The following is a 26032-nucleotide window of genomic DNA, read 5'->3' as shown; positions in this document are numbered from 1 at the left end:
AGGCCACCCTAGGCACCACCCGGCGGCGAGAAATCGGCCCGGGGCAGGACCGGAACCGGCTGTAGCGCCCGATAGAGTTGGGGACAGGCCACCGCGCGTGGCATCGTGTCCGACGTGGAGATCGGCACCGTCATCCCAGCTGCCCACCGCGCACTCGACACCGCCGGCGGCGCGGCCGACTTCACCGACGCGTGGCTGGCCAACCGCCGACTGTCCGCACACACCCGCGCCGCCTACAAGCGCGACATCACCGGCTGGCTCACCTGGTGCGACGACCGCGGACTCTCCCCGCTCGCCGCCACGTTCCTGCACGTCAACGCCTACGCGCGCCAGCTGGAGACCAGCCTCGCCGCGACCACGGTCGCCCGCAAACTCTCCGCCATGTCCAGCTGGTACGACTTCCTGCACCGCCTCGACGCTGTCCCCGGCAACCCCGTCTCCGGCGCCGACCGGCCGCACGTCGACCGCGACCACTCCGGCACCGTCGGCCTCACCCCGGCCGAGGTCGACGCGCTCCTCGCGGCCGCCGACGCCGCCACCGGACCGACCGCCGACCGCACCCGCGCGGTCATCGCGCTCCTCGCCGACCTCGGCCTGCGCGTCGGCGAACTCTGCGGACTCGACGTCGGCGACATCGGCTACGAGCGCGGCCACCGCGCGGTCCGCTTCACCGGCAAGGGCGGAAAAGCCAGACGACGAGCCCTCACCCCGGGTACGTCCGCGGCCGTCGACGCCTACCTGCACGCCCGCGCGACCGCGGCCGGCGTCGCGGTCGCCGACCTGAACGGCCCGCTGCTGGTCACCGCCCGCGGCGGCCGACTCGACCGGCACGCCGTGTTCCGCCTCGTCCGGCAGCTCGCCCGGGAGGCCGGCATCCCCGCCTGGGAACAGCTGTCCCCGCACTCGCTGCGACACGCGTTCGCGACCACGGCCCGCGCGGAGGGTGTACCGCTGGAGGACGTGCAGGACGCGATGGGCCACGCGGACCCGCGCACCACCCGCCGCTACGACCGCGACCGCCACAACCTCGACCGCGACCCGGCCTACGCCATCTGGGCCGCCCGCGCCCGCCGCCGCGGCTGATCAGTAGGCGTTGTGCTGGTCGACCGCGCGGGCCGCCAGCACCGGCGACAAGATCATGTAGAAGAGCCAGGTCAGCGGGCCGGTGAACAGGCCGATCAGCACGAACGCCAACGCCACGTTCACCCAGAACAGCACCCAGTAGCTCACCATCAGCGTCACACCGAGACCGGTCTTCCCGGCATACAGCGCACCCACGCCGAACAACCCGAACAGACCAAGGAACAGCTCCAGCATCACCGCCGCCCCGGTCGACCTCAACGGCCGCGACGGCGGCGCGTAGGCCGGATGATACGGCTGGACCTGCGCGAACACCGGCGGCAACGGCGCCGGCACCGGCGCCACCGGACTCAACGGCGTCACATCGTGCTTCGTCGGATCAGGCTCCCGCCACGGCGTCGTCGGCGAACCGGGGGAGAGGCGCGCCGTGTCCCCATACGGATCATGCGGCTCCGGGTCATAAGTCACACCGCCAGTGTGCACTGCCCGTCTATATGCCGTCACTCGCGGCCAGACGGGCCAGCGCCCGATTCGTACGGTTGGCCTTGATGGCGGCGCGCTGCTGGCCGGCGGTCACGTCGATGTAGTTCTGGCTCGTCGTCAGCGTCGCGTGGCCGAGCAGGCGCATGATCTCGGAGGCGCTCGCACCGTCCTCCGCCAGCCGGGTCGCGAACGTGTGGCGCAGCGCGTGCAACTGGGCGCCGGCCGGGACCCGGTCGGCGATGCCGGCCCGGCGGTAGCAGGACTCCACCAGATACTGCAGGCCGCCTCGGCGCAGGGGAGCGGAGAAACGGTCCACCAGCAGCGCCGACTCGCGCGTCACCGTGCGTGCGCCGAAACGCCGGCGCCGAGACTCCAGATAGCGCTCGACCAGCGCGGACAGCTCCGGCTCGATCGGCACCGAACGCGGGCGGCCGCCCTTGCCGAGCACCTCCACCCGGCGCTCACCGTCGCGGCCGACGATCGAGCCGACCCGCAGGTCCAGCAACTCGGCCAGGCGCAGCCCCGCGCACAACGCCAGCGCCAGCACCACCAGGTCCCGCTCCGGCCACGGGTGCCGCTGGCGGCCGTCCGGCGCCTCCGCCACCGCTTCGAGGAGGCGCTCCGGGGTCTCCTCGCCACGCAGCGGTTTCGGTGTGAGGGCCGGGACGCGCGGCTTGCCGACCGCGGACATCGGGTTGCCGGGCACCCGGCCGTCGGCGACCAGGAACGCGAAGAAACTGTTCCACGTCGACCAGGCGCGATAGACCGAGGCGGCCGCGCGCGGGGCCGCGAAGTGCGCGAACGCGGCCCGCAGCGCACGAGCGGTCACCGCGGAGATCGGCAGCGTGGCCAGGGGGAGGGGAGCGGTGCCGTCGGGCTGCACCTCGCCGTCGGCCAGCAGCCGGGCGATCGCGGTCAGATCACGCCGGTAGGCCGCGAGCGTGTGCGCCGACGGCTTCCGGATCGCCCGCGCCGCCAGGAACTCGTCGACCAGCACGATCAGCTTCTCGTCGCGTTCGCCCGTTACGTCCGGTATGTGCTGCATAAGGAATATTATGCAGCAAAAACCCTCAAAAGCCAGAAGATCCTTCGAGGGTACGGTCGGCGCCGGCTCGCCGGCCGCTCTGGCACTTCACCGGCGTCTCGGTCCGATTGGCACCCGCCTCGGCCCGCCACGAGACGCGTGACGCACATCGGCCACCGGGCGTCGTGCGCACCCGGCGGGGCAGGGGCGGGGCGGGTGTGCCCTTGATCAGGCGTCGCTCAAGCAGCCGGAGCGACATGAGCGACGCCCTGATCACGGGAAGCGGCGACACGGCGGCGATGGCCGCGCGTTCGTCGCCGGCGTGTAACGCGTGTCGTCGCTCATGTGCCTCCGTGGCCTGCCGCTTTCCGTCGCGCGCGTCTCGTGGCCGGCCCGGGTGCCGGCATCTCGGCCGCGACGCCGGTGAAGTGCCAGAGCGGCCGGTGAGGTGTTGTCGGCCGTACCCTCGAATGATCTTCTGGCATTGGGTCTTGCGGGTTTCCGGCCGCTTTCGGGAGAGCGTCCGCCGGGCCGTCCAGGTGCTTGGTTGACATAATGTACATTATCGAACAACGCATCACGGCCCGGGATCGTCGGCTGGCGCGGATCAGGCGGCTTGCCGAGTCCCTTCCGCGGAACGACTGGCGAGCGCGCGGATGTCCGCCGCCAGCGTGCCCCACAGGTGTCTGGGCAGGTCGTGGCCCATGTCGGGGTAGAACCTGATCGGCGCGCGCAGGCGGCGGGCCAGGTCGAGGCCGCCGGTGGCGCGGATCATCGGGTCGTCGAGGCCGTTGATGACCTGGATGGGTACGCCGGGCAGCCTGTCGAACGGCCAGGGGTCTCCGGTGCGGCCGGCCGCGATCTGGCGGCGGTCGGCGGCCGGGTCGTGCGGGTGGCGGGCGTGGCTGCGGCGGCCGATGTCTCGGGCGAGTTCGTCGTCGAAGCGGTCGAGCGCGTGCGGGGAGGCGAGCATGCGCATGACCGCGACGGTCATCTCGGCCTCACCGTCGGCCCCGGGCGGGAAGCGGCGGCCGACGATGCCGCGGAGGACCTGGAAGCGGGTGTAGCGCAGGATGCGGTGTTTGTGCATGTAGCCGCCGGTGAGCAGGGTCATGCTGCGGACGCGTTCGGGTGCGCGGGAGGCGAGCAGCAGCGCGATGCCGACGCCCATGGAGCCGCCGGCGAGGTGTGCGGACGGCCAGTCGTTGGCGTCGAGGACCGCGGCCGCGTCGTCGGCGAACGCGGTGACCGGGTACGGCGGGCGGCGGGTGGGTCGCAGGATCGCGCTGACGTATCCGGCCGCGGTGTGCTGGTCGAAGTGGGTGGAGAGTCCGCTGTCGCGGTTGTCGAACCGGACGACGGTGAATCCGGCGTCGACGAGTGCGTGGCAGAACCCGTCCGGGATCCAGGTGGAGGGCCGTCCGTGCCCGCCGAGGAGCAGCAGCGGCTCCCCGTCGTGGCCGAACCTCTCGTATGCGATGCGGACGTCGCCGTGGTGGGCGTACTGAACGGTGGTCATCGCGCCTCTCCCCCTGTGGCCATCGTGCGATACACCTGTATCGTATGGGACGTGTCAATACGCTTGTATCGGATAGGGTGACCCGGTGCCGAGAACCGTGGATCTGGACGCCCGCCGTGCCGGGATCGCCGACGCGCTGCTGCGGCTGGTCGAGGAGCGTGGCCTGGCCGCCGCGACCATGCGGGAGACCGCGGCGGCCGCGGGCGTGTCGCTGGGCGCGGTGCAGCGCTGTTTCGCCACCCGGGAGGAGATGGTGCTGTTCGCGCTGACCCGGATCAACGAGCGCTTCAAGGCCCGGGTCCTGGCCGCGGTCTCCCCCACGGCCGCGCCACGCGAGGCGGCCCGCACGCTGATCACGGAGATGCTGCCGTTCTCCGACCCGGGCCGCGCCGACGCCCGGGTCGCGCTGGCCTTCCTGGGCGTGGCCGCCGGCGACCCGCAGGTCGCCGCCGCGCTCCGCGTCGCCGACCGCGGCGCCCGCGAATTCTTCACCCGCCACCTGGCCGGCTTCGGTCACCCCCCGGTCGCCGCCACCCGACTGCTGGCCCTGATCGACGGCCTGCGCGCCCCGCTGTTGCTCGGCCACCTCGGGTCCGCCGACGCCCGGTCCGCGATCGACGCTCACCTGTCCGAGCTGTTCGAGGACCCGCCGGGTTGATCCCCCGGCGGCGGCTCGCGGCTCGCTCGCGGCGTGCGCGGCGATATTGTCGCTTCTTCGCAGGTCCGGGCGGGGGTTACCATGACCGCATGGCGACCACCACTGTTCTGCGCTCCCCCGGCCGTTCCCGGCCGGGTCGTGACGCGCTCGTGGTGGACGCGCTCGACGAGCTGGCCGGGCCGGAGGGCGGTGTGGTGGAACTGCCGCACCGGATGGTGTGGCAGGCCGTCGACCAGCGACGTTTCGACCTGGACGACCCGTGGTCACGCGGCCGGGCCTACGAGATCGTGCTGCGTGAGGCGGTCCGGCACGAGGAGCTGCGGTCGCTGCTGAGCGCGCGGCTGCTGCGTGCGGTCTGGACCGATCTGCATCTGCCGCGCGGCGTGCGCACGGCGTGGCAGGAGCGTTTCCCGCAGCTGGCCGCGGTCCGTGACCTGGCCTGGCCCGCCGCGGCCTGACCCGCTGATGCGGCTCCACCCGGCGCATGCGCGCATCGCCCGGATCGCGCTGGCGGTCGCGAACCGGCACGGGTTCGCGCTCGGCGGTGGTCTCGCGCTGATCGCGCACGGCGTGGTGCACCGGCCGACCGAGGACGTGGACCTGTTCAGCGACGTGGCGGGTGCGGTGCCGGCCGCGACGCGCCTGGTCGCGGCGGCGTTGCGGGCGGACGGGTTCGCGGTGGAGGAGATCGAGGACGAGACCGGCTACCTGGGTGACCACCTGGCCGAGCTGGAGATCACCGATCCGGGGCGGTCCGGGGTCGCGATCCGGGTGAGCCTGGGTGAGCTGCACCGGGAGCGGTCGCCGGTGGTGCTGGACCTGATCGGCCCGGTGATGGATCTGGCGGACCTGCGGGCGTGGAAGGTGTCGGCGCTGGTGTCGCGGGCGGAGCCGCGAGACTACATCGACGTGGCCGCGTTCCTGGCGGACGCGGACGCGGGCACGCTGATCGGCCTGGCCCGTGCGGTCGACCCGGAGATCGAGGCGGAGGACATCGCCCGGATCCGGCCGCGCCTGGACCGGATGCCGGACCGGGAGTTCCACGCTTACGGATTGACCGAGGATCAGGTCGCCGAGCTGCGGAAGCGGTTCACCGGGTGGCCGTGACCTCCCAGGATGCCAGAATCGGCAGCATGCGGGCGGTCGCGGAGTCCGGCTGGCAGGTGTAGACGATCAGGCGCTGCCCCGGCTCGTGCGGCGCGACCACCACCTCGATGTCGAAGTGCAGGTCGCCGGCGACCGGGTGGCGCAGGTGCTTGGCGACCGAGGCGTAGTCGCGCACGCCGTGATCGTCCCACCAGCCGGCGACCATCGGATCGGTGCGGCGCAGCTCGTCGATGAGGTCGTGCAGGAACCGGTCCTGCGGGCGGCGGCTCGATTCGCGGCGCAGCGCCGCGACCATGAACCGCGCGAACGACTCCCAGTTGACGATCCGGTCGCGGGCGCCGGGATCCTGCTCGCCCCGGCGATGGCCGCCCGCGGCTCCGGCGTGATCGTCAACATCGGTTCGTGGATGGCGCACGTGGGCGTGCCGTTCGGCGCGATGTACACCGCGTCGAAGGCCGCATTGGAGCAGATGACCCGCACCTGGTCGGCCGAGTTCGGCCCGCGCGGCGTCCGGGTCGTCACGGTCGCACCCGGCATCACCCTGACCGAGGGCAACATGGCCCACGCCGAGCTGATCGCCCACCAGACCGCCGGCATCCCCGCGGGCACGCATGTGCGCCCGGACCAGGTCGCGGCCGCGGTCCGCTTCGTCACCTCCCCGGACGGCGCGATGATCCAGGGCTCGGTCCTCGCGGTCGACGGTGGCCTGCTGGGCGCGCGGCTGGGCTGAGTCCAGAGTGCCGCGTGTCATGAGCGCCTCCTCGCGTTCCCGACGATGGCGGCCGTTGGTCAGGCGGAAGGGCCGGCGCTGAACGCGCTGCATCGGTCATGGCCGGGCGACAGCTCAGGCCGGCCGGGCGCGGCCGTGGATCAGCGGCAACAGGATCTCGTCCACGATCTCCACCAGCACCTGGTCGGGGACCTCGGGGTGGCCGCGGACGGCGTATTCGCCGCGGAGCAGGGTGGTGGGGAGGGCGGCGACGCGGGGGTGGACGGCCTCCGGGGGTGCGTCGCCGCGGGCGACGGCGCGGCTGAGGACGGTGAACCAGGCGGCGTCCATCGCGGTGCCGCCGGCCTGGTCGCGGAGCAGGCCGAGCAGGGCCGGGTCGTCGGCGGCGGCGGTGAGCAGGTCGCGCAGGATCGCGCCGTACGGCGAGGACCAGGTGGCGTTGGCCGCGCGGAGCAGGTTCAGGGCGTCGTCGCGGAGGTTGCCGGTGTCCGGCGCGGGGGTGCGGGTCACGGCGAGGTGCCGGTAGGCGGCGATGCCGAGGGCGGCGCGGTGCGGCCAGCGGCGGTAGATGGCGTTCTTGTTGGTGCCGGCGCGGCGGGCGACCCGGTCCATGGTCATCCCGGCGTAGCCGGACGTGGTCAGCTCGTCGGCGGCCGCGCGCAGGATCGCGGTCTCGAGTTCCGTGCCGCGCCGCCGCCCTTCCGCCACGGCGCCCATCGTACTACGGTACGGTCCGTACCCTATGAGGAGGTCTTCGATGCGCGCCTGGGGCGTCACCTACGACACCGGTTTCACCAACCTCGGCACCACCACTCACGAACCGTTCGACGCGGGCGTCGTGGCGGCCGAGATGCGGATCATCCGCGACGTGCTGCACGCCGACGCGGTCCGGATCACCGGCGGCGTCGCGGACCGGCTGGAGATCGCGGCACGGGCGGCGGCCGCGGCCGGCCTGGAGGTGTGGTACTGCCCGTTCACCAACGACCTCACCACGGCGGAACTGCTGGAGTTTCTGCTGGACGCGGCCGGGCGTGCCGAGTCGATCCGGGCGACGGGGGCGGCCGTGCGGTTCCTGACCGGGTCGGAGATCAGCCTGATGACGATCGGGCTGATGCCCGGGGCGACGCTGACCGAGCGGGCCGCCGCCTACGCCGATCCGGCCCGGCTGCGCGCGCTGCTGCCGGGCGTGCAACGGGACGTCAACGCGCTGCTGGCCGCCGCGGCCGCGGGCGCCCGCGAGCGGTTCAACGGTCCGATAGGGTACGCGTCGCTCCCTATGGAGGCGGTGGACTGGACACCGTTCGACTTCATCGCCACCGACGCCGGCTACCGCGACGCGAGCAACGCGGCGGCGCTGCCCGCGAGCCTGGCCGCTATGACGGCACAGGGGAAGCCGGTCGCGGTCACCGAGTTCGGCTGCGCGGCGTACACCGGTGCGGCGGACCGGGGCAGCCGCTCCGCCGACATCGTCGAGTTCGACCCGCGCACCGCGCGGGCGCTCCGGCTCACCGAGACTGTCGTGCGCGACGAACCGGAGCAGGCCCGCTACCTGCGCGAGCTGCTGGACGTCTACGACGCCGGCGGCGTGGACACCGCGTTCGTCCAGACGTTCGCCACCCGGTACCTGCCCACCGCCGACGATCCGGAGCGGGATCTGGACCTCGGCGGCTTCGGCATCGTCAAGGTCCTGCCGGACGGGCGGACCGGCACGGCGTACCCCGGCATGCCCTGGGAGCCGAAGGCGGCCTTCCACGCCCTGGCCGAGTTCGGCCGTGCCCGGCGGACCGCCATTTCCTGACCCCGCCGGAGAAACTCCGTGTACGTATGTGGCGGTGCGTTTGACTCTCCACCCACTGGAAGCCGCAGGCTGATCGACGTGACCGACGAGCTGTACACGATCGGGCAGCTGGCCCGGCGGGCCGGGCTGCCGGTGCGGACCATCCGGTTCTGGTCGGACAGCGGCCTGCTGCCGCCGACCGGGCGGTCCGCGGGCGGCTACCGGCTCTACGACGCGGCCGCGGTGGCCCGGCTGGAGCTGGTCCGGACGCTGCGCGAGCTGGGCATCGGCCTGGACGTGGTCGGGCAGGTCCTGGCCCGGCAGCGGACCGTCGCGGATGTGGCGGCCGCGCACGTGCGGGCGCTGGACGCGGAGATCCGGCTGCTGCGGGTGCGGCGGGCGGTGCTGGCGTCGGTCGCGGCCAGGAACAGTACGACGGAGGAGATGAGTCTCATGCACAAGCTGGCACAGCTGTCCGCGCGGGAGCGGCAGGAACTGATCGACGAGTACGTGGACGCCACCTTCGGCGGGGTGAACCCGGAGAGCCCGGGGTACGGGATCGCGGCCGGCATGCGGCAGCTGAAACTCCCGGACGATCCGACGCCGGCGCAGGTCGACGCGTGGGTGGAGCTGGCCGAGCTGGTCACCGACGCGGACTTCCGGGCCCGCACCCGGCAGATGGCGCTGGCCGGCGAGTCGTCGCAGGCGCGCCTGACCGAGGCCTACGACTTCAACGCGGTGCAGGAGACCGCGGGCCGCGCGCTCGCGGACGGCGTGGCGCCGGACTCCGCGCGCGGGCAGGAACTCGCCCGGGAGCTGGTCGGTGACCTCGGCCCGGAGGGGCGCCGGGAACTCGCGGACGAGATGGCGATCTTCACGGACGTGCGGGTGGAGCGCTACTGGGCGCTGCTCGGCACGATCAACGGCTGGGAGCCGTTCACCCCCAAGGTGCCCGCGTTCCTGTGGCTGATCGAGGCCCTGCGCGCCTGAGCGATCGCCGGCCCCGAAAGGGCACGACGGCGGGCCGGCAGTTGCAAGATCACCACCGCGGTCAGGATCGCGGCGCCGCCCACCAGCTGCGCCGCGGTCAGCCGCTCGCCGAAGACCAGCGCGGTCGACACCACCGTGATCGCCGGTTCCAGCCCGCACAGGATCGCGGCCGTGGACGCGCCCACCAGGCGTACCCCGGCGAACATCGCGGTGATCGGCAGCACCGTGCCGATCACCGCGATGATCCCCACCCACAGCCAGGCCGACGCGGCGGCGGGGCCGTGCAGTCCCCCGGTCGCCGCGCCGCCGAGCGCGAGGCTGACCGCGGCGGACGAGCACACGATCGCGGTCAGCAGGTACACGTCCAGGTTCGCCGGCAGCGTCTCGGACACGGTCAGGTACACCGCGTACGTGCCGGCCGCGGTGAGCGCGAGCAGCACGCCCAGGCCGCCGTCGAACCCGGCGCCGAGCAGCATGATCAGTCCGCCGCCGGAGACGGCCAGCGCGAGGACCCTGCGCCGGTCCGCGCGGGCCCGGCGCAGTGCCACACCCAGGATCAAGGTCAGCGCCGGGTACGTGTAGAGCAGCAGCGCGGCCAGCGACGCGTCGATCATCGACACCGCGCCGAAGTACGCCGCGCCCTGCAACGCGTAGCCGACCGCGCCGAGCCCGACGCAGACCGCGAGCGTGCGGGCCGGCATGCGGATCGGGCGGCGGCGGAGCGCCACGATCGCCCACAGCAGCAGCGCGGCCAGCGCGAACCGGACGGTCAGCATCGTCGTCACGGAGAACCCACCGGCGTACGCCTGCTTCGCGAACAGCGGCGCCAGCCCGAAACCGGACGCCGCGACCAGGCACAACACGAATCCCACCCGATGACGGTAAGCAGCGGCGATCTAGAGCGGTAGCCTTGGTTTCCTTGACCGTCCGAAGGAAAAACCTTGGTCACTCTGCATCAGCTCCGGTGTTTCCTGGCCACCGTCGAGCACGGCTCGTTCACCGCCGCCGCCGCGGCGCTCGGCTACGCCCAGCCGTCGCTGTCCGAGCAGGTCCGACTACTGGAGCAGGGCATCGACGCGCGTCTGTTCCGGCGGGCCGGGCGCGGCCTGACCCCGACCGAGGCCGCGCACGCGCTGATCCCGCACGCCACGGCCGCGCTCGCCGCGGTCGACGCCGGCACCCGCGCGGTCGCCGGCGTCCGCGAGGTCCTCACCGGCACGGTGAGGTTCGGCGTCTTCGGCACCGCCCGCCTGTACCTCGGTGCCGGCCTGGTCGAGGCCGTCCTGGCCCGGCATCCCGGCATCCGGCTCGAACTCGCCGGCCTCAACTCCGCGCAGATCGCCGCCCAGTTGCGGCGCGGCACCCTGGAGGCGGCCGTGATCGCGCTGTCCGGGTCGTCGACGCAGGGGCTCGCGGTCACGCCGGTGATGCGCGACGAACTCGTCTACGTCAGCGCCGACCCGGAACGCCTCACCCAGGCCGTCACGCCCGCCCGGCTCGCGACCGCGCCGCTGGTCCTGCCGGACGTCAGTTTCCGCGACGACGACTCCACCCGCCGGCTGATCGCCCGCGACCTGCAGGCGCACGGGCATCAGCTGACCACGCGGGTCGAGGTCGAGGACCCGGAGACCGCGCTGGAGATCGCCGCCCGGGGCATCGCCGACACCGTCACCTGGCGTGGCGTGCTGCGCGCGCACCGGCTCCCGGACGGGCTCGGCTGGACGTCGCTGCGTCCCCGCCGCTACGAGACGTTCGCGATCGCGCACCGCCCCGACGCCGTGCTGTCCCCGGCCGTGCGCGCGGTCGCGGAACTGGTCACCGCGCGCATGCGGGACCTGGACGCGCAGGTGCGATCCTGAGGTGGCAGCGACCGTCCGTACGCCGGTAGGTTTCTGTCAATGAGCACGGAGTTGGGCCTGGACTACGCCGGACACCTGTCCGCCCTGCGCGGCGCCGTCGGCCGCCTCGTCGACCTGGTCGCGGACGCCGACCCGGCCACGCCAGTGCCCGCCTGCCCCGGCTGGGACCTCGGCGCGCTCTCCGGCCACATCGGCGCCACCCACCGCTGGGCCGAGGCCATGGTCGCCTCCGGCATGCCGCGCCGGCTGCCGTTCGACGCGTTCGAGGCCGAGGTCCCGCACGACGCCGGTGAGCTGACCGTGTGGCTGCTGGTCGGCGCTCAGCGCCTGCTCGCCACGCTCGAGTCGACCGACCCGGACCGGCCGGTCTGGACGTTCGGTCACGACCGGCGCGCCGCCGGCTGGCCCCGCCGCATGCTGCACGAGGCGATCGTGCACGGCCTGGACGCGGCCGAGGCGCTGCGCCGGCCCACCCAGGTCGACGCGGCCGTCGCGCGGGACGGCATCGAGGAGTTCCTCGGCGCGATGCTGCACCACCCGGCCATCCAGCGCCGCCTCAGCCCGGAGGGCGGCACCCCGCTGACCGGCACGCTGATCCTCGCCGCCGCGGACACCGGCGAGATCTGGCGCGTCGACCTCGGCACGACCGGCCCGCGCTGGCGCCGCGTCACCAGCACCGCGGACGGCGACGCGGTCGTGCTGGGCGGCATCGCCGATCTCTACCTCTACCTCTGGCACCGCATCCCGGCCCCGACCGTGATGGGCTCCCCCGACCTCGTCGCCCAGTGGTCGAGAGCCACAACCCTTTAGGAGCTTGTCTTCCCGCTTCCGGCGTGGGCACCTTCCCAGTGCTCCCGCGGGCACCGGTCCCGCCGTGGTTTCATGCGCCTCCGCGCATTCCGATCACGTACGTGTCGCCGGGACGGCTCGGCTTGCGTGGCGGGCCGGGCGGTGTCTCTTGCCGATCCCTCGCTGCGAGATCGAGGCGCCGGTTCATCGGGACGGCATCGGACGGGCGCTCGGCGGCGGAGGGGGACGGGGTTCTGGTGACCACGGCGTCGCCGGAAGGGAGGAGCGCCAGCGACGACCGGGGCCCGCGGGAGCATGCGGGCCGCACCACGCCGGAAGCGGGAGAACGGGGTGAAAGGTCTTCCTGGATTGGCGTGGGTGTGTGCTCATGGTGCATATTGGGACGCGACAGCGACTGGCGGCACGGGGATGGCAGCGACCATCGGGGAGCTCGTCGTGGGACGTCGACCGCCTGGGCGCCCACGGGTGCAGGAGTTCTCATGTCTGCCCGACTTCTCCCCGGCAAGCCCGTCGCCGACGCGGTGCTCGAAGACGTCACCGCGCGCGTCGCAGCACTGAAGGCGAAGGGCGTCACGCCCGCGCTGGCCACGATCCTGGTCGGCGACGACGACGCGAGCGCCGGATATATCCGCATCAAGCAGAAGCAGGCCGACGAGCTCGGGTTCGTGTCGCCGCACGCGCACCTGCCCGGCGACGTCACGCAGGACGAGCTGGAGCGGGTCATCCGCGGCTTCAACGACGACCCGGACGTGCACGCGCTGCTCGTGCAGTACCCGATCCCGGGGCACCTCGACTACGACCGGGCGCTGCAGGTGATGAACCCGGACATGGACGTCGACGGGCTGCACCCGCTCAACATGGGCCGGCTCGCGCTCGGCCTGCCCGGACCGCTGCCGTGCACGCCGGCCGGCATCGAGGCGCTGCTCGCCCACTACGACATCCCGGTCGCCGGCCGCGAGGTCGTCATCCTCGGCCGCGGCGCCACGCTCGGCCGGCCCCTCGCGATGCTGCTCGCGCAGAAGCGTCCCACCGCGAACGCGGCCGTCACCGTCGTGCACACCGGCGTGCCGGACTGGGCCCGCTACACCCAGCGCGCCGACGTGCTGATCGCGGCCGCGGGCGTGCCCGGGATCATCCAGCCCGAGCACGTCAAGCCGGGCGCGGTCGTGGTCGGCGGCGGCGTCCGCTACGAGGGCCGCCGCATCCTGCCGGACGTCGACGAGAGCTGCGCCGAGGTCGCCGGCGCGATCACCCCCCGGGTCGGCGGCGTCGGCCCGACCACGGTCGCCATGCTGTTCCGCAACGCGGTCGCGGCCGCGGAACGCGCCACCGCCTGACATTCCATGATCGAGGCGTTCCCATGTTCGGGGGACGCCTCGATCATGTGCGGATGGACTACCGTCGCGCTGTGAGCCTGACCGAGTTGCACGAGGCGGCCGGCTGTGAGCCGGTGTCGTGGGGGCCGGAGCGGACGCGGGACTGGTGGCGGGCGTGGACCGCGTCGTCGCGTGTGTCCGGGGCGGAGTTCCGGGTGCTGGCCCGGGACGCGGCCGGCGGATGTGTGGCGCTGTGGCTGATCGACGCGAACCCGCCGGTCGTCTACCTCGGCGCGGACGGTGAGGCCGCGGTGATCGCGTCCGACGTGGACGACTACGCGGCGCTGCTGGCCGCCGGGGTGCCGCCGGCTGCCGGGGTTCCGGCGCCGTTGCCGTCGGTGCGGGCCGCGCAGGAGACCTATCCGGAGTTCCCGGCGCACGCGCGGCGGCTGCGGCCCGGCCCCGCGATCCGGCTCGCGACCGTGGACGACGACCTTTCAGAACAGATCACAGCCATGGGGTACGACGTGCCCGCGCCCGACGTCGCCGCGCGGCTGCGCGCGCTGCCGGAGAACGGGCACGTCGTCTACGTCGCGGTCACCGACCGGGTCGCCGGCTGGATCCATGTCCTGATCACGCACAGCCTGATCGCCGGTGTGCGCGCGGAACTCGGCGGGCTCGCGGTCACCGCCCAGGGGTCCGGTGCCGGGACCGCGCTGCTCGCCACCGCGGAACGGTGGGCGGCCCGGCACGGCGCCACCAGCGTGTACGTCCGGTCCGGGGCGCACCGCACGGAGGCACACGGGTTCTACGAGCGGCGCGGCTACACGATCGTCAAGACCCAGCTCGCGCTCACCAAGCCGCTGGCCTGAGCACCGTCACGGGTGCGCGGCGGCCGGTCGCGGGAGCGGGGTGCGCAGGCCGGCCGCGACCAGCACGGTCACCGAGATGGAGAGGACCGCCATCACCGTGATGCCGCTCGCGGCGGAACCGGTCAGCTCGGCCGCGCCACCGGCGATCGCGGCGCCGACCGCCTGCATGCCGATCATCAGCGACGAGTGCAGGCCGAGCGCCTGGCCGCGCAGGTCGTCCGGGGTCAGCGCGATCAGCCGCTCCTGCAACACCAGCGTGCCGGAGTAGCCGACCGACGCGACCGCGATCAGCACGGCCGCGAGCCACAGCGGCAGACCCAGAGCGAACAGCAGATACGGTACGGCGAGCAGCAGCCGCAGGAACCCGCCGGCGCGCGCCCGCCACTCGCGCGGCAGCACCCGCCCGGCGAGGACGTCACCGGCGAGCATGCCGACCGCGGCCGCGGCGAGCAGGACGCCCGCGTGCGCCGGCGCGTAGGGCACGAACAGCGCCTCGCAGCCGACGATCAGGCCGTTCGGCACGCACAGCGCGACCAGCACGTAGCGGCGGGGGACGGACGACCACAGCCGCGCGTTCGCCCGCCACGTCGCGGCCACGGACGGCCGCCCGGACGCGCGGGGCGGCCGGGACCGCAGGCCGAACGCGGCGATCATGGCACCGAGCAGCTGACAGCCGGCCGCGATCAGCAGCACGCCGTGCGCCGGGACCACGGACAGCAGCACGCCGCCGATCGAGAAGCCGAGGATCTGCACGGAACCGACGGACATGTTGAGCACGGACCGGCCGAGCAGGTAGCCGTCCGCGGGCAGCACCTCGGTGAGCAGGCCGAGCCGGACACCGCCGCCGACGGACGCGACCAGGCCCATCACGCCGAGCACCGCGAACACGGCGGCGAGCGGCAGGCCCGGGATCGCGAGGACGGCGAGGCAGAGCGCGGACAGTGCGGCGACGGAGGCGAGCGCGGCGCGCGGCGGCACCCGGTCGGCCGTGGACAGCAGCAGCGTGGCGCCGAGCAGCTGGGCCGCGGCCGGGCCGAACATGCTCAGCGCGCTGAGCAGCGGCGAGCCGGTGCCGGCGTAGACCACGGTGGCGAGCGCGAGCCCGCCGATCGTGGACGCGGACGCGCCCGCGCAGGCGACCGCGAACAGCGGCGGGAACTCGGGGGTGCGGAACAACGCACCGTACGTCTGCATGATCGGCAGTCTGCGTACGCGGGCGCGGTGGCCGTTAATCTTTCGCGGGGAGGCGAAACATACGCGATGAGCTGGTGGCAGATCGACACCGAGACGCTCGCCGGTGCCCGGTTCGTGATCTCCGCGCGGGCCGAGACGACCGGCGCGCTGCTGCGCCTGCACAAGGGCGCCGTGGCCGGGCCCGTCGACCGGGAGTTCCTGGACCGGCACGCGAACGCGTACCGGCGGAAGATCGCGCACCGGCCGGACCTGCGGCTGCTGCTCGCCACCGCGTTCCGGCCGGGGTGGCTGGCAGACTTCGTGGCGCCGCCGCAGGCCGAGACGGAACGGCCGATCGCGGAGGAACTGGACCTGATCCGGTACTACCCGGACGACCGGGCCCGCGCCGACCTCGCCACCGCGCTGCGGGTCACCGGCGGGCCCGCGCTGCCGTCCGCGATCGGTGCACTCGCGCCCGGGCCGCTCCTCGCGGAACTGCTGGAATGGGTGTGGGAGACGATGATCGCGCCGGACTGGGGGCGCCGCCGGCGGATCCTGGAGGCGGACGTGGTCGCCCGCACCCGGCAGCTCACCCAGGGCGGCTGGGTCGCGGCGTTCGCCGACCTGAGGGCGGACATGCGCTGGCTCGGCAACGGGCGGCTGCAGGTCAACGCGTCGAAGTATCCGCCGCGGGACGTGTTCGGCACCCGGCTGCTGTTCGTGCCGGTCACGGTCGGACGCGGCTGGGTGTCCTGGGACGAGCACGACCACAGCCGGCATGCGATCGCCTATCCGGCGTCCGCGCCGCTGGCCGAGACCGGACCGGCCCGCCCTGCGCCGGACGCGCTCGCACGGCTGCTCGGGCCGGTCCGGGCGCGGCTGCTGGTGCTGCTCGACCCGCCGAAGTCGACGACGCAGCTGGTCGCGCTGACCGGGCTCGCGCTCGGCAGCGTCGGACGGCACCTCGGCATCCTGCTCGACGCCGGCCTCGTCCTGCGCCGCCGCGCCGGCCGCTCCGTCCTCTACTCCCCGACCGACGCCGGCCGCACCGTCGTCGACGCCGCCACCGCGGCCGGCACCCGCTTACCTCGCACCCAGCCGGCGGGCGCGGCCCGTCGGGCGTAAAACGCCTCGGAACGTCGCCGGCGGCGGACCGGGTCGTACCCCCTCCGCTGTGGGTCCGGGCGCCTCTTGACCGAAATATCCTGACAAAGCGGCCAGCGGCCCCATCTGGCGACGCGAGGAGTTCTTGACGGCCTCGGGCCTGGCGCCTGAGTGATCAATCAGTGGAGCAAAAGATAGATCAAAAATCGAAGTTGATCGCTCTTTCGCTCCACTGATTGATCACTCAGGCCTCGGTGGTGGCGTCGCGCGGGCTGGCGGTCCGTGCGGGAGGGTGGGATGTCGCGATGTTTCGGGCGCGGAGCGCCCGATCGCCGCGAGCGGGCCGGGTTGCCCTTGCTCTCGGTCGAGGGGCTGGGCAACGGAGGGGGTCCGGTGAGGATGCGTGGACAACGGCGGGCGCTTCGCGAAGCGGAGGTCGGAGTCCGTGAGGCTTGTTCAGCGCGTGGCGCCGACGCCGTTGAACTGCGGCAACGCGGCGCCAGCTCGCTGCGCTGAATGAGCCTCCGTGATCGACTTAGGCTGAGTGGCGTTGGACCGGTGCCCGCGGGAGCACTCGGAAGGTACCCGCGCCGGAAGCGGGAAGGAAGGTCTCCGCTTCTCGCCTCCGGCGGGATTGTCGCGTCAGAGGAGCGGGACGAGCATCTCCTCCTCGTAGCGTAGGTGCGCCTCCAACTCGTCGATCAGGCGCTCGACCTGGGGCAGCGGGTTCTCGGTGCGGACCGCGGCCTCCAGCTCCTCGATCAGCGCGGCGATCGCCTTGTGCTCCGTGCTGAGCCGGTCGATGACCGGGGCCAGTTCGGGCGACCGGGCCAGCACGGCAGGGAAGATGCCGCCGTCCTCGCCGCGGTGGTGAATGTGCAGGCCGCCGCAGACGGACAGGCAGTTGACGCGCAGTTGCGCGCCGAGCGCCGGGCCGGCGGCGGCGACCTCGGACCGGACCAGCGCCAGCTCACGCCGGAACGAGTCGTGGATCGCCATGAGCGTCTCGCCGAACGAGTTGCCCGCGCGCGGCGGGCCCTGCGAGGCGTTGCGCAACGCGACCACGGGCAGCACCCGCTTCGTGTTCCGCTGGTAGTCGCCGTATCCCGGCTGCGCCTCGACGATCCGGGCGAAGAGCCGGTCCCGCTCCTCGCCGGTGAGCACTTCGGCGACGGCCGGGTACGTGAAGATGCCGTCCTCGACCGTGACCTGCGGGTTCGCCCGGACGTTGTGGTACCACGCCGGGTGCCGGTCACCGCCGCCGGCGGAGCCGATCACGAGCAGGCGGAGGGTCTCGTCCGGCACGTAGCCGAGCGGGACGGTGTGCGGGCGCCCGGTGCGGGCACCCGTCGTGGTGAGCAGCAGCATCCGGGCGTCGCCGAAGAACGCGATCCGGCCCCGGTTGGCCCGGAACTCCTCGATGTTGCGGCTGTTGAAGTCGTTTGACACGCGCGCTGTATCCCCTGTCTGTTTTCGCGGCGCTCGGAAGGAGGCGTGAAGGTGCAGACAGGGAGGAGGCGGGCCACGGGCCCGCCGCAGGATCACGCGCCGGCCGGGCGCCCGATCCGGTAATGGCCAAAGGCCGACCCGGCAGTCACGGGTGGTGACTTTAGCGGCGTGCCGGTGGGCTCAGCAACCCTGTTCCGAAGGTGACCAGAGGCGGTCAGTGTGCCGGTCAGCTCAGCGACCCCTCTTCCCGAAGATGGTCCAAGATGATCTGGTCGACCGGGGACGTGCGGTCGCGGTCCGCGTAGGTCAGCCAGACCACCTCGGCGATCTCCGCGGCCGGTGTCAGCTCACCGGTGTAGTCCGCTGTGTAGCAGGTCATCCGGACCAGCACGTCCTCCGCGTGACCGTGCGCCCGCGCCTCGAACACGCCGGCCGGGGCCGCGGTCGCCGGATCGACGGCCACGGTCAGCTCCTCCGCGATCTCCCGGGTCAGCGTGTCCAGATCGGACTCGCCCGGCTCCCGTTTGCCGCCGGGGAAGTAGAGGACGTCCTTGCCGTGCGAGCGGGTGGAGAGGATACGGCCGTCCTCGATCCGCAGCCAGGCGACCTTGTCGATGATGCGCATGCGGGACATCCTGCCCGGAGAACCCGAAAGGGTGTGGCGCGGCGTGCGGTCCACCGAAGGGTGCGCAGCTCACCGCGTTGTAGTCTGGCGCCCGCCCCGCCCCCGTGCGGGACACGGCACCTGACCCGATTTCTCCCGAGGACACGATGACCCTCCCGATCACCCCGGACGCGCAAGGCCTGCTCATCCGCACCGACTTCACGGACGACGCGGCCTGGGACACGTTCCGCAAGACGCTGCAGCGTCACCTGGACGACTATCGCGCGGCGATGACGTTCCTCGACGACCGCGCCCACGAGGGCCTCACGCCCGGCGGCCTGGTCCGGCTCGCCGAGGGCGACGAGGACCTGGCGATCGCGTTCCTGGTCGACGGCGACGCGCTGCGCGACCCGGAGTACCCGGTGGTCGCGGTCGACCTGTCCGACGAGCCCGGGCGCGCGTTCCGGGTGATCGCGGACGAGGTCTTCAGCGTGCAGACGAACCTCGACCTGGCCACCACGGACTTCGCCGGCTTCGCCCGGATGGCCGGCCGCGGCGGCGTCTACCGCGGCGGCGCCTGACAGCGCAGGAACGCCGACACCGCGGCCTGCCACGGCCCCGGGCTGGCCAGGTGGACGTCGTGGCCCGCGCCCGGGATGCGCACCGGCCGTACGGCCGGGTGACGGCCGATCAGGGCGGTCTCGTCAGCGGGGAGCACGCCGTGCTCTCCGCTGACGAGCAGCGTCGGGCAGGAGATCGCGGCGAACTCGTCCCAGCGCGGGCCGATCGTGGCGATCGTGGCGGTGAGTGTGGCCCACGGTGGCGGACCGCTCAATCGAATTGGCCGGGCATACTCCTGCACGTGACGAGCTACGGCCTACGGGCGGTCCTGGAGGTCCAGACGCTGGAGACCACGCCGGCGTGGCCGGTCGCCGCGTGCGAGCCGTACACGTTCGTGCCGCTCGGCGAAGACGCCGGCGACGCGGAGATCGGGCTGTTCATGGCCATGGTCAGCGAGTACGCGGACGTGCCGGCGGACCTGCTCGCCGAGCAGGAGGCGCTGACCGTCTCCGGCGGGCTGCGGCTGACCGGCGGCGGCACCACGATCGTGCCCGGCTGCTGCGCCGGGCTGGAGAGCTGGCGGGACTGGGCGCTGGTGCTGCGCGGCGAGACACCGTGGCTCGGGCACGATCCGCACGTGGCCGCGACGCTGGGCGAGGACGGGATCATCCGGGTGCGGCAGGACGCCGGCGAGCCGGATTCCGTGCACGTCGACGTACCCGCGGCGGTGTTCCTTGATCTTCTGGAGGGTGTGCGGGCGGACCTGACCGGGTTCCTCGGCGCGGTCCGGGCCTGGGCCGGGCGGCACGGGATCGCGGCGGATCCGCTCGCCGCGATCCTGGACAGCAGTTTCCAGATGACGGCGCCGTTGTAGCGGTCCGGGGCGTGCAGGACATGTGAGTGATGTGAACCCATCCACCCCCGATCCAGCGGGCGCGTTCCGGGACCTGTTCCGGGACACGTACGACGATCTGCTGCTCTTCGTGGAGCGCCGGACCCATCCGGCGGTCGCGGAGGACGTGGTCGCGGACGTGTTCCTGGTGGCCTGGCGGCGCTTCGCGGACGTACCCGTCCCCCGCGACGAGGCGCGCGCCTGGCTGTTCACGGTCGCCTACCACACGATGCGCAACACGCGTCGCAGCGACCACCGGCAGCAGAGCCTCGCGCTACGCATCCTCCGCGAACCGGACACCGTCGCCCGCGCCGAGTCCGACCAGGTCGCGGCCCGGCTCGACCTGGTCCAGGCCTGGAAGCACCTGAGCCCGGACGACCAGCAGGTCCTCACGCTCACCGTCTTCGAGGACCTGACCGGGCCGCAGGCGGCGAAGGTGCTCGGCGTCACGCGCGCCACGTTCAGCGTCCGGCTGATGCGCGCCCGCCGCCGCCTGCGCCGCCACCTCGGCCGCCCGGCCCAGATCCCGTCCACCACCTCCGCTGCCGCCCGCATCGCCGAGACTGGAGTTTCCGCATGAGCCACAACGACCTCTCCGACCTGCTCCGGGACGCCGCCGAGCCGGTGCCGGCGCGGGTGCACACCGCGTCCGCGCAGGACCTGGCCGACCGGATCGTCGCCAGCACACCGCCTTCCACGGCCGCGGTGCGGGTGCCGGCGCGGCGCCGGACCCGGTTCGCGCTCGCCGCCGGTGTGGTCGCGATGGCCGCGGTCGGCGCCACGATCGCGGTGCCGCACCTCGGCGCCGAGCCCGCGTTCGCGTCCTGGACGCCGGCGCCCGCCCCGCTGCCCGCGGCCGACGCCACCGCGATCGTCGACGAGTGCGTCCCCGCGGCCGGCTACTCCCTTGACGAGGCGCGCGCCGGCCGCGTCGTCGGCGAGACCCGCGGCGACTACGCCTACCTCAGCGTGATCACCGACGGCTGGACCGTCACCTGCTTCCGCGCCGCGGACGGCGAGATCCTCTCACCGAGCCTGTTCGAGGCGCCGGTCACCGCGGCCGAGCTGGGCCGCACCGGCGTCGAGATGCAGGCCTGGCCGCAGTCGCGGACCGAGGAGGGCTACGCGCGGCTGATGACCGGCCGGGTCGGCAGCGACGTCACCGCGGTCACCGTCACCATCACCGGCTCGGCGGAGCCCCGGACCGTCCAGGCGTCGCTGCAGGACGGCTACTTCCTCGTCTGGTACCCCGAGGGCCTCGACGAGTCCTCCACCAACACCACCACGCTCACGCTCACCCTCACCGACGGCACCACCGTCCCGAGCATCTCCGCCCGCGACCTGCACGACGCCCCCCGCCTGGGCTGATCTTCTCGTCTTTCTCGCGCGACGTGGCCGGGTCCCGCACGGGTCCGGCCACGCCGTCGCACTGCCGTTCCGGCCGGGTCGCACTGCCGTTCCGGCCGGGTCGCACTGCCGTTCCGGCCGGGTCAGAAGCAGATCAAGATCTTGCTTTCCCGCTTCCGGCGTGGCCCGGACCGTTCGCTCCCGCGGGCACCGGTCGGCCGCGGGCGGCCTCCCTGTCAGCCGAGCGGTCGGTCACCTTCCCAAACCCCCGTGCCACCTCCACACACCGCCGCTCCCGGATTCCGCAGGCGGCATGTGCCGCTCAGGGTCACTCGGGGCCGGGCCTGGCGGGAGTCGGGGGTGGTCAGAAGTGCCAGCCGGGGACGTCGGAGGGGTCGCGGTCGGCGGGGCCGATGTAGGCGGCGGACGGGCGAATGATCTTGTTGAGGGTCTTCTGTTCCAGGATGTGGGCGCTCCAGCCGGCCGTGCGGGCGCAGGTGAACAGCGGGGTGAACAGGCCGGCGGGGACGCCGGCGAAGTCGAGGACGATGGCGGCCCAGAACTCGACGTTGGTCTCCAGGACGCGGTCGGGCTTGCGCTCGCGCAGCTCGGCCAGCGCGGCCTCCTCCAGCGCGAGCGCGACCTCGTAACGCGGCGCGCCCAGCTCACGGGCGGCGGCGCGGAGGATGCGGGCGCGCGGGTCCTCGGCGCGGTAGATGGCGTGGCCGAAGCCCATCAGGCGGCGGCCGGAGTCGAGGACCTGCCGCACGTACCCGCGGGGGTCTCCGGAGTGTTCGACCGCGTCGACCATGTCGAGCGCGCGGGACGGGGCGCCGCCGTGCAGCGGGCCGGACATCGAGGCGACCGCGCCGGAGAGTGCGGCGGCGACGTCGGTGCCGGTGCTGGCGATGACGCGGGCGGTGAACGTGGACGCGTTCATGCCGTGCTCGGCCGCGCAGATCCAGTAGCGGTCGACGGCCTCGACGTGGCGCGGGTCCGGGTCGCCCTGCCAGCGGATCATGAAGCGTTCCGTGATGCCGCGGCCCTCGTCGATGCGGCGCTGCGGTACGGCGGGCAGGCCGACGCCGCGCGCGGCCTGTGCGACGAACGACAGCATCATGCCGGACGTGCGGGCGAGGTCGGAGCGGGCCTGCGCGGCGTCGATGTCGATCAGCGGGCGCAACCCCCAGTACGGCGCCATCATCGCGGTCGCGGCCTGGATGTCGGCGCGGATGTCGCCGGAGTGGACCGGCAGCGCGAACGGCTCGGCCGGCGGCAGCGGGCTGGTGAAGTCGCCGTCCGCGAGCAGGCCCCACACGTCCGCGAAGCCGGCCCGGCCGATCAGCTTCTCGACGTCGATGCCGCGGTAGCGCAGCGCGCCACCGTCACGGTCCGGCTCGGCGATGCGGGTGTCGAACGCGACGACGCCGGCCAGGCCCGGGTTCACGGTAGTCATATGTTGACTGTCGAGCAGTACAATCAACCTGTCAATGTTGATCCAGTCAACATGAGAAGATAGCCACATGCAGATGCTGACCACCGATGAGGTCGCCCGGCGGCTGGGCGTCAAACGCGCGACCGTCTACGCCTACGTCAGTCGTGGACTGCTGGCCGGGCGCCGCAACGCGCAGGGCAAGGAGACACTGTTCGCGGAGGCGGACGTGCACGCGTTCGAGGCCACCCGAGGCCGCGCCACCGATCGCCCGGGCTCCCCCGCCGTGCACACCGGCATCACGCTGATCACCGCGGACGCGCTCTTCTACCGGGGTTACGACGCGAGCGAACTCGCCCGGGACGAGCCCTTCGAGACCGTCGCCCGGCTGCTGTGGACCGGGGAGCTCGGCGACACGACGCCGTTCCCGCCGGTGCCGAACGGCCTGCGCCGGCTCGCCGAGGCGGTCACGAAGCCGCTGCCCGCGACCGCGCGCCTGACCGACCGGCTCCGGATCATCGTCGCGGCGCTCGGTGCCGCCGATCCGCTGCGCCTGGACACCACGCCGGCCGCGGTCGTCGCCACCGCGCGCACGCTGATCCACACCATGGTCACCGCGCTGCCCGAGCACGACGATCCCGCCGACGCCGGCCTGGCCGCGCTGCTGTGGAGCCGGCTCACCGCGAAGCCCGCGTCCGATGACGACGTGTTCGCACTGAACGCCGCGTTGGTGCTGCTCGCCGACCACGATCTCGCCGCGTCCACGTTCGCGGCACGCGTCGCGGCGTCCACCCGGGCCCACCCCTACGCGGTCGTCGGCGCCGGGCTGGCCGCGATGGACGGCCCGCTGCACGGCGCGGCCAGCGGGCTCGCGACCGAGATGCTGCGCACCGCGATCAGCAGCGGCGACCCGCTCGGCGCGATCTCCGACCGGCTGCGGACCGGCGGCGGCGTGCCCGGCTTCGGCCATCCGCTCTACCCGGTCGGCGACCCGCGCGCCACCACCCTGCTCGGTCTGCTGCCCGCGGACTCGGTCGAGGCCGCCGCGGTCACCGCGATCGCGGCCGCGATGCGGAAGCGGGCCGGCGTCGCGCCGAACATCGACCTGGCGCTGGCCGCGTTCGCGCTGCGCCACGACATGCCGGCCGACGCGGGCGAGGCGATCTTCGCGGTCGCGCGCACGGCCGGCTGGATCGCGCACGCCATCGAGGAGTACGCGGACCAGCCCAGCCGCTTCCGCCCCAGCGGCCGCTACGCCGGCCTTCCCCCGCTCAACGGCGGCACCCTTCATCCATAGCCTGCCGGGCTTGCGGCCGGCGCATAACATCGATCGGCATGGTGCGAGTGCCGTGGCGGCGTGGGCCGTCCCCCGAGGAGGCGGACCGGCTCGTTGCGGTCGCCGAGGAACTGACCATGCTCAACGGCCCGGGTCCGGGCGCGAACCAGGCCGCGGTCCGCGCGGTCGACGCCGCCCGCCGGCTGGCCGTCCAGGGTGATCGAGCCGACCGGGGGCGGCTGCTGCGCGCGCTCGGCCGGCTCGGCGTCAATCTCGCGATGGGCCGGACGCCGGAGGACGCCCGGCCCATCGTGGACGAGGTCGTCACGCTGGCCCGTGAGCTGATCGCGGAGACCGGGCCGGACGATCCGGTGCGCGCCGAGGCGGTCATCCGGCTCGTGCAGTCCGCGCAGATCGTCGAGAGCGCCGGCGGTCGGGCCCGCGGGCGGGACATGGTGGCGGAGGCGCTGGCCGCGGCGCCGCCCGCGGGCCGGGGCCGGGCCGCCGTGCTTGCCGCACTGGTCCAGAACCGGCTCGTCGACCAGGAAGAACGCATCGCGCAGGGGCAGCCGGTGGACGGCACCGAGACGATGCGGCTCGCGGTCGAGCTGGTCGACGCCGCGCGGGCGGTCGCGCGTGAGGAGGAGGGCTCCGCGGTCTACGACCTGGCCGAGGCGCTGAGCTTCCTCGGCCGGGCCGCGGTCGTGGTCGGCCGGCCGGACCTGACCGGCGCGGCGTGGGCGGAGCAGGTGTCGATCCTGATGAGCTTCGACGGCGGGGGCGCGCAGGCCCGGTTCGCACAGGCCACCGAGGCGATCGCGGCGCTCGGCAAGGCGTACCCGCAGGTCGAGGTCGTCATTCCGGGGCCGGACGCGTGGCGGCGCACACCGTCGTTCGCGGGCCGGTGGGACGAGGCGGATGCCGTACCCGTGGATGGTCTTGCAGATCTTGACGGACGCCTCGACCGGGCGATCGCGATGTCGCGCGGCGGTGCGCGGCTGTCCGAGGCGGAGGCGCTGCTCGACCGGTTGGTCGCGGACGCGACCGTGGCGGAGACGGCGGCGCGGGGCACGCCGGAGCACGCCGAGTTCCAGCGGGTGCTGGCTCGGGCGCTGTGGCGGCTCGGCCAGGTCCGGCACGCCGCCGGCCGCCCGTCCGCCGCGCTGCAGCCGGCCCGCCTGTCGGTCGCGTTCGCCACGGCTCGCCTGGACCGGCTGACCGCCGGCACGAACCAGGAAGAACCCGGCGGCGGTACGCCCGTGCGGCACCCGGGCGTGGACGGCGGGACGGCCGGCGGCGGACCGGCCGAGATCGTGGCCGGAGACGAGGCGGGCGGCACGGTCGCTGGTGGTGCAGCCCCGAAGCGGCCCGGCGGCCGGGAGACCGACGGCGTGGCCGCGTCACGGCGCGGTGCCGAGGCCACCGGCGCGGCGCGGGCGCAGGCGCTGGAGCACCTGATCGTCTATCTGTGCGACGCCGGGGAGATCGCGGTCGCGGCCGGGCACCCGGACGAGCGGGTCACGCTGCTCACCGAGGCGATCCGCCGCGGCGAGCACGCCGGAGAGGAGCCGGTCCGGCGCGCGGTCGGCACCGCGCTGCACAACCTGGCGAACGCGCACGCCGCCACGCTGTCCCGCGGCACCCGCCCGCCGCCGCTGATGGCCGAGACGACCGCGCTCGCCGACCGGGCCCGCACGCTGCGCGCCGCGCTGGCCACCGAGGCGGATCCGCTGACCGTCTGGGAGTACGCGAACACGCTGGTCATGTGCGTCGGCGTGGCCGCGCTCGATCAGCGGTGGGCGGACGGCGTGGCCCACCTGTCCGAGGTCGCGCCGCTGCTGGCCCGGCTCGGCCCGGCAGCCGCGGAGATGACCGAACGCGCCGGGATGCACGCGCAGCTGATGCGGATGGCGGCGCCGCAGACCGTGGAGCAGGCGCGGGCCGCCGGTCGCTGGCCGTACTGAACCCT

General features: G+C 73.6%; 29 protein-coding genes and 1 riboswitch. Of the genes, 18 read left to right on the top strand and 11 right to left on the bottom strand.

Annotated features, from left to right (window positions below; all coding sequences use genetic code 11):
- The first annotated feature begins 114 nt into the window (after positions 1–114).
- The gene (locus tag J2S43_RS14920; protein ID WP_370881628.1) at positions 115–1083 is read left to right on the top strand and encodes a tyrosine-type recombinase/integrase; all 969 of its coding nucleotides are present in this window, start codon (positions 115–117) and stop codon (positions 1081–1083) included.
- On the opposite strand, the gene J2S43_RS14915 is transcribed toward J2S43_RS14920, so the two are convergent.
- The 3 genes from J2S43_RS14915 to J2S43_RS14905 form a co-directional block, all read right to left on the bottom strand.
- Complete coding sequence (locus J2S43_RS14915) at positions 1084–1443, bottom strand: hypothetical protein (protein ID WP_306829630.1); 360 nt, start codon at positions 1441–1443, stop codon at positions 1084–1086. It lies immediately after the preceding gene.
- Between the two features lie 127 nt (positions 1444–1570).
- Positions 1571–2608, bottom strand: coding sequence for a tyrosine-type recombinase/integrase (locus J2S43_RS14910; protein ID WP_306829629.1), 1038 nt, complete (start codon positions 2606–2608; stop codon positions 1571–1573).
- Between the two features lie 586 nt (positions 2609–3194).
- Positions 3195–4106: an alpha/beta fold hydrolase gene (locus tag J2S43_RS14905; protein WP_306829628.1), complete on the bottom strand. Its 912-nt coding sequence runs from the start codon at positions 4104–4106 to the stop codon at positions 3195–3197.
- Positions 4107–4191: 85 nt separating this feature from the next.
- On the opposite strand from J2S43_RS14905, the gene J2S43_RS14900 reads away from it, so the two are divergent.
- The 3 genes from J2S43_RS14900 to J2S43_RS14890 all read left to right on the top strand — a co-directional run bounded on the left by J2S43_RS14900 (position 4192) and on the right by J2S43_RS14890 (position 5871).
- A complete protein-coding gene (locus J2S43_RS14900) occupies positions 4192–4764 on the top strand; it encodes a TetR/AcrR family transcriptional regulator (protein ID WP_306829627.1) in 573 nt (190 codons plus the stop codon).
- An 89-nt stretch (positions 4765–4853) separates the two neighbouring features.
- The gene (locus tag J2S43_RS14895; RefSeq protein WP_306829626.1) at positions 4854–5222 is read left to right on the top strand and encodes a hypothetical protein; all 369 of its coding nucleotides are present in this window, start codon (positions 4854–4856) and stop codon (positions 5220–5222) included.
- A gap of 7 nt (positions 5223–5229) precedes the next feature.
- Entirely contained in the window at positions 5230–5871 is a 642-nt protein-coding gene (locus tag J2S43_RS14890; RefSeq protein WP_306829625.1) for a nucleotidyl transferase AbiEii/AbiGii toxin family protein, read from the top strand.
- On the opposite strand, the gene J2S43_RS14885 is transcribed toward J2S43_RS14890, so the two are convergent.
- Positions 5855–6286, bottom strand: coding sequence for an MmyB family transcriptional regulator (locus J2S43_RS14885; RefSeq protein WP_306829624.1), 432 nt, complete (start codon positions 6284–6286; stop codon positions 5855–5857). The genes J2S43_RS14890 and J2S43_RS14885 overlap by 17 nt on opposite strands.
- On the opposite strand from J2S43_RS14885, the gene J2S43_RS14880 reads away from it, so the two are divergent.
- Complete coding sequence (locus J2S43_RS14880; RefSeq protein ID WP_306829623.1) at positions 6278–6601, top strand: SDR family NAD(P)-dependent oxidoreductase; 324 nt, start codon at positions 6278–6280, stop codon at positions 6599–6601. The two genes, J2S43_RS14885 and J2S43_RS14880, sit on opposite strands and share 9 nt — an antisense overlap.
- 114 nt (positions 6602–6715) lie before the next feature.
- Here the strand turns inward: J2S43_RS14880 and J2S43_RS14875 are convergent, their stop codons facing one another.
- Positions 6716–7318 carry a TetR/AcrR family transcriptional regulator gene (locus J2S43_RS14875; protein WP_306829622.1) on the bottom strand — a complete coding sequence of 201 codons (603 nt, stop codon included), beginning with the start codon at positions 7316–7318 and terminating at the stop codon, positions 6716–6718.
- Positions 7319–7358: 40 nt separating this feature from the next.
- Between J2S43_RS14875 and J2S43_RS14870 the strand changes: the two genes are divergently transcribed.
- Positions 7359–8399: a glycoside hydrolase family 113 protein gene (locus J2S43_RS14870; RefSeq protein WP_306829621.1), complete on the top strand. Its 1041-nt coding sequence runs from the start codon at positions 7359–7361 to the stop codon at positions 8397–8399.
- A gap of 78 nt (positions 8400–8477) precedes the next feature.
- The gene (locus J2S43_RS14865; RefSeq protein WP_306829620.1) at positions 8478–9368 is read left to right on the top strand and encodes a helix-turn-helix domain-containing protein; all 891 of its coding nucleotides are present in this window, start codon (positions 8478–8480) and stop codon (positions 9366–9368) included.
- Here the strand turns inward: J2S43_RS14865 and J2S43_RS14860 are convergent.
- Complete coding sequence (locus J2S43_RS14860) at positions 9275–10240, bottom strand: DMT family transporter (RefSeq protein ID WP_306829619.1); 966 nt, start codon at positions 10238–10240, stop codon at positions 9275–9277. The two genes, J2S43_RS14865 and J2S43_RS14860, sit on opposite strands and share 94 nt — an antisense overlap.
- A gap of 69 nt (positions 10241–10309) precedes the next feature.
- Between J2S43_RS14860 and J2S43_RS14855 the strand changes: the two genes are divergently transcribed.
- The 4 genes from J2S43_RS14855 to J2S43_RS14840 all read left to right on the top strand — a co-directional run bounded on the left by J2S43_RS14855 (position 10310) and on the right by J2S43_RS14840 (position 14225).
- Positions 10310–11227: a LysR substrate-binding domain-containing protein gene (locus J2S43_RS14855; RefSeq protein ID WP_306829618.1), complete on the top strand. Its 918-nt coding sequence runs from the start codon at positions 10310–10312 to the stop codon at positions 11225–11227.
- A gap of 39 nt (positions 11228–11266) precedes the next feature.
- Positions 11267–12037: a maleylpyruvate isomerase family mycothiol-dependent enzyme gene (locus tag J2S43_RS14850; RefSeq protein WP_306829617.1), complete on the top strand. Its 771-nt coding sequence runs from the start codon at positions 11267–11269 to the stop codon at positions 12035–12037.
- A 381-nt stretch (positions 12038–12418) separates the two neighbouring features.
- A riboswitch (ZMP/ZTP riboswitch) is annotated at positions 12419–12501 on the top strand.
- 15 nt (positions 12502–12516) lie between these two features.
- Positions 12517–13374, top strand: coding sequence for a bifunctional 5,10-methylenetetrahydrofolate dehydrogenase/5,10-methenyltetrahydrofolate cyclohydrolase (locus J2S43_RS14845; protein ID WP_306829616.1), 858 nt, complete (start codon positions 12517–12519; stop codon positions 13372–13374).
- A gap of 53 nt (positions 13375–13427) precedes the next feature.
- Positions 13428–14225, top strand: a complete 798-nt coding sequence (locus J2S43_RS14840; RefSeq protein WP_306829615.1) for a GNAT family N-acetyltransferase — start codon at positions 13428–13430, stop codon at positions 14223–14225.
- A 6-nt stretch (positions 14226–14231) separates the two neighbouring features.
- Here the strand turns inward: J2S43_RS14840 and J2S43_RS14835 are convergent, their stop codons facing one another.
- The gene (locus J2S43_RS14835; RefSeq protein ID WP_306829614.1) at positions 14232–15419 is read right to left on the bottom strand and encodes an MFS transporter; all 1188 of its coding nucleotides are present in this window, start codon (positions 15417–15419) and stop codon (positions 14232–14234) included.
- Between the two features lie 66 nt (positions 15420–15485).
- Between J2S43_RS14835 and J2S43_RS14830 the strand changes: the two genes are divergently transcribed.
- Complete coding sequence (locus J2S43_RS14830; protein WP_306829613.1) at positions 15486–16523, top strand: ArsR/SmtB family transcription factor; 1038 nt, start codon at positions 15486–15488, stop codon at positions 16521–16523.
- Positions 16524–17144: 621 nt separating this feature from the next.
- On the opposite strand, the gene J2S43_RS14825 is transcribed toward J2S43_RS14830, so the two are convergent.
- Complete coding sequence (locus tag J2S43_RS14825) at positions 17145–17951, bottom strand: nitroreductase/quinone reductase family protein (RefSeq protein ID WP_306829612.1); 807 nt, start codon at positions 17949–17951, stop codon at positions 17145–17147.
- A gap of 226 nt (positions 17952–18177) precedes the next feature.
- Positions 18178–18576: an NUDIX hydrolase gene (locus J2S43_RS14820; protein WP_306829611.1), complete on the bottom strand. Its 399-nt coding sequence runs from the start codon at positions 18574–18576 to the stop codon at positions 18178–18180.
- A gap of 146 nt (positions 18577–18722) precedes the next feature.
- On the opposite strand from J2S43_RS14820, the gene J2S43_RS14815 reads away from it, so the two are divergent.
- The gene (locus J2S43_RS14815; RefSeq protein WP_306829610.1) at positions 18723–19136 is read left to right on the top strand and encodes a DUF6924 domain-containing protein; all 414 of its coding nucleotides are present in this window, start codon (positions 18723–18725) and stop codon (positions 19134–19136) included.
- On the opposite strand, the gene J2S43_RS14810 is transcribed toward J2S43_RS14815, so the two are convergent.
- The gene (locus tag J2S43_RS14810) at positions 19118–19390 is read right to left on the bottom strand and encodes an alpha/beta fold hydrolase (RefSeq protein ID WP_306829609.1); all 273 of its coding nucleotides are present in this window, start codon (positions 19388–19390) and stop codon (positions 19118–19120) included. The genes J2S43_RS14815 and J2S43_RS14810 overlap by 19 nt on opposite strands.
- A 27-nt stretch (positions 19391–19417) precedes the next feature.
- Here J2S43_RS14810 and J2S43_RS14805 point away from each other — a divergent pair, with 27 nt between their 5' ends.
- Genes J2S43_RS14805 through J2S43_RS14795 form a run of 3 tightly spaced genes read left to right on the top strand, consistent with a single transcriptional unit; the run spans position 19418 to position 21376 of the window.
- Positions 19418–19990 carry a hypothetical protein gene (locus J2S43_RS14805; RefSeq protein ID WP_306829608.1) on the top strand — a complete coding sequence of 191 codons (573 nt, stop codon included), beginning with the start codon at positions 19418–19420 and terminating at the stop codon, positions 19988–19990.
- 31 nt (positions 19991–20021) lie between these two features.
- Positions 20022–20588 (top strand): RNA polymerase sigma factor, encoded by a 567-nt coding sequence (locus J2S43_RS14800; RefSeq protein ID WP_306829607.1) that lies wholly within the window; start codon positions 20022–20024, stop codon positions 20586–20588.
- The gene (locus J2S43_RS14795; protein ID WP_306829606.1) at positions 20585–21376 is read left to right on the top strand and encodes a hypothetical protein; all 792 of its coding nucleotides are present in this window, start codon (positions 20585–20587) and stop codon (positions 21374–21376) included. Before J2S43_RS14800 ends, J2S43_RS14795 begins: the two co-directional genes overlap by 4 nt.
- 343 nt (positions 21377–21719) lie before the next feature.
- Here J2S43_RS14795 and J2S43_RS14790 read toward each other — a convergent pair whose 3' ends face one another.
- Positions 21720–22811, bottom strand: a complete 1092-nt coding sequence (locus tag J2S43_RS14790; RefSeq protein ID WP_306829605.1) for a citrate synthase 2 — start codon at positions 22809–22811, stop codon at positions 21720–21722.
- 67 nt (positions 22812–22878) lie between these two features.
- On the opposite strand from J2S43_RS14790, the gene J2S43_RS14785 reads away from it, so the two are divergent.
- Entirely contained in the window at positions 22879–24084 is a 1206-nt protein-coding gene (locus J2S43_RS14785) for a citrate synthase (protein ID WP_306829604.1), read from the top strand.
- Between the two features lie 38 nt (positions 24085–24122).
- Positions 24123–26027 carry a hypothetical protein gene (locus tag J2S43_RS14780; protein WP_306829603.1) on the top strand — a complete coding sequence of 635 codons (1905 nt, stop codon included), beginning with the start codon at positions 24123–24125 and terminating at the stop codon, positions 26025–26027.
- The last annotated feature ends 5 nt before the right edge of the window (positions 26028–26032 follow it).

The organism is Catenuloplanes nepalensis (genome assembly GCF_030811575.1).
Lineage (GTDB): Bacteria > Actinomycetota > Actinomycetes > Mycobacteriales > Micromonosporaceae > Catenuloplanes > Catenuloplanes nepalensis.
Note: the sequence above shows the minus strand (reverse complement) of the source record. Positions and strands in the feature narration are given on the sequence as shown.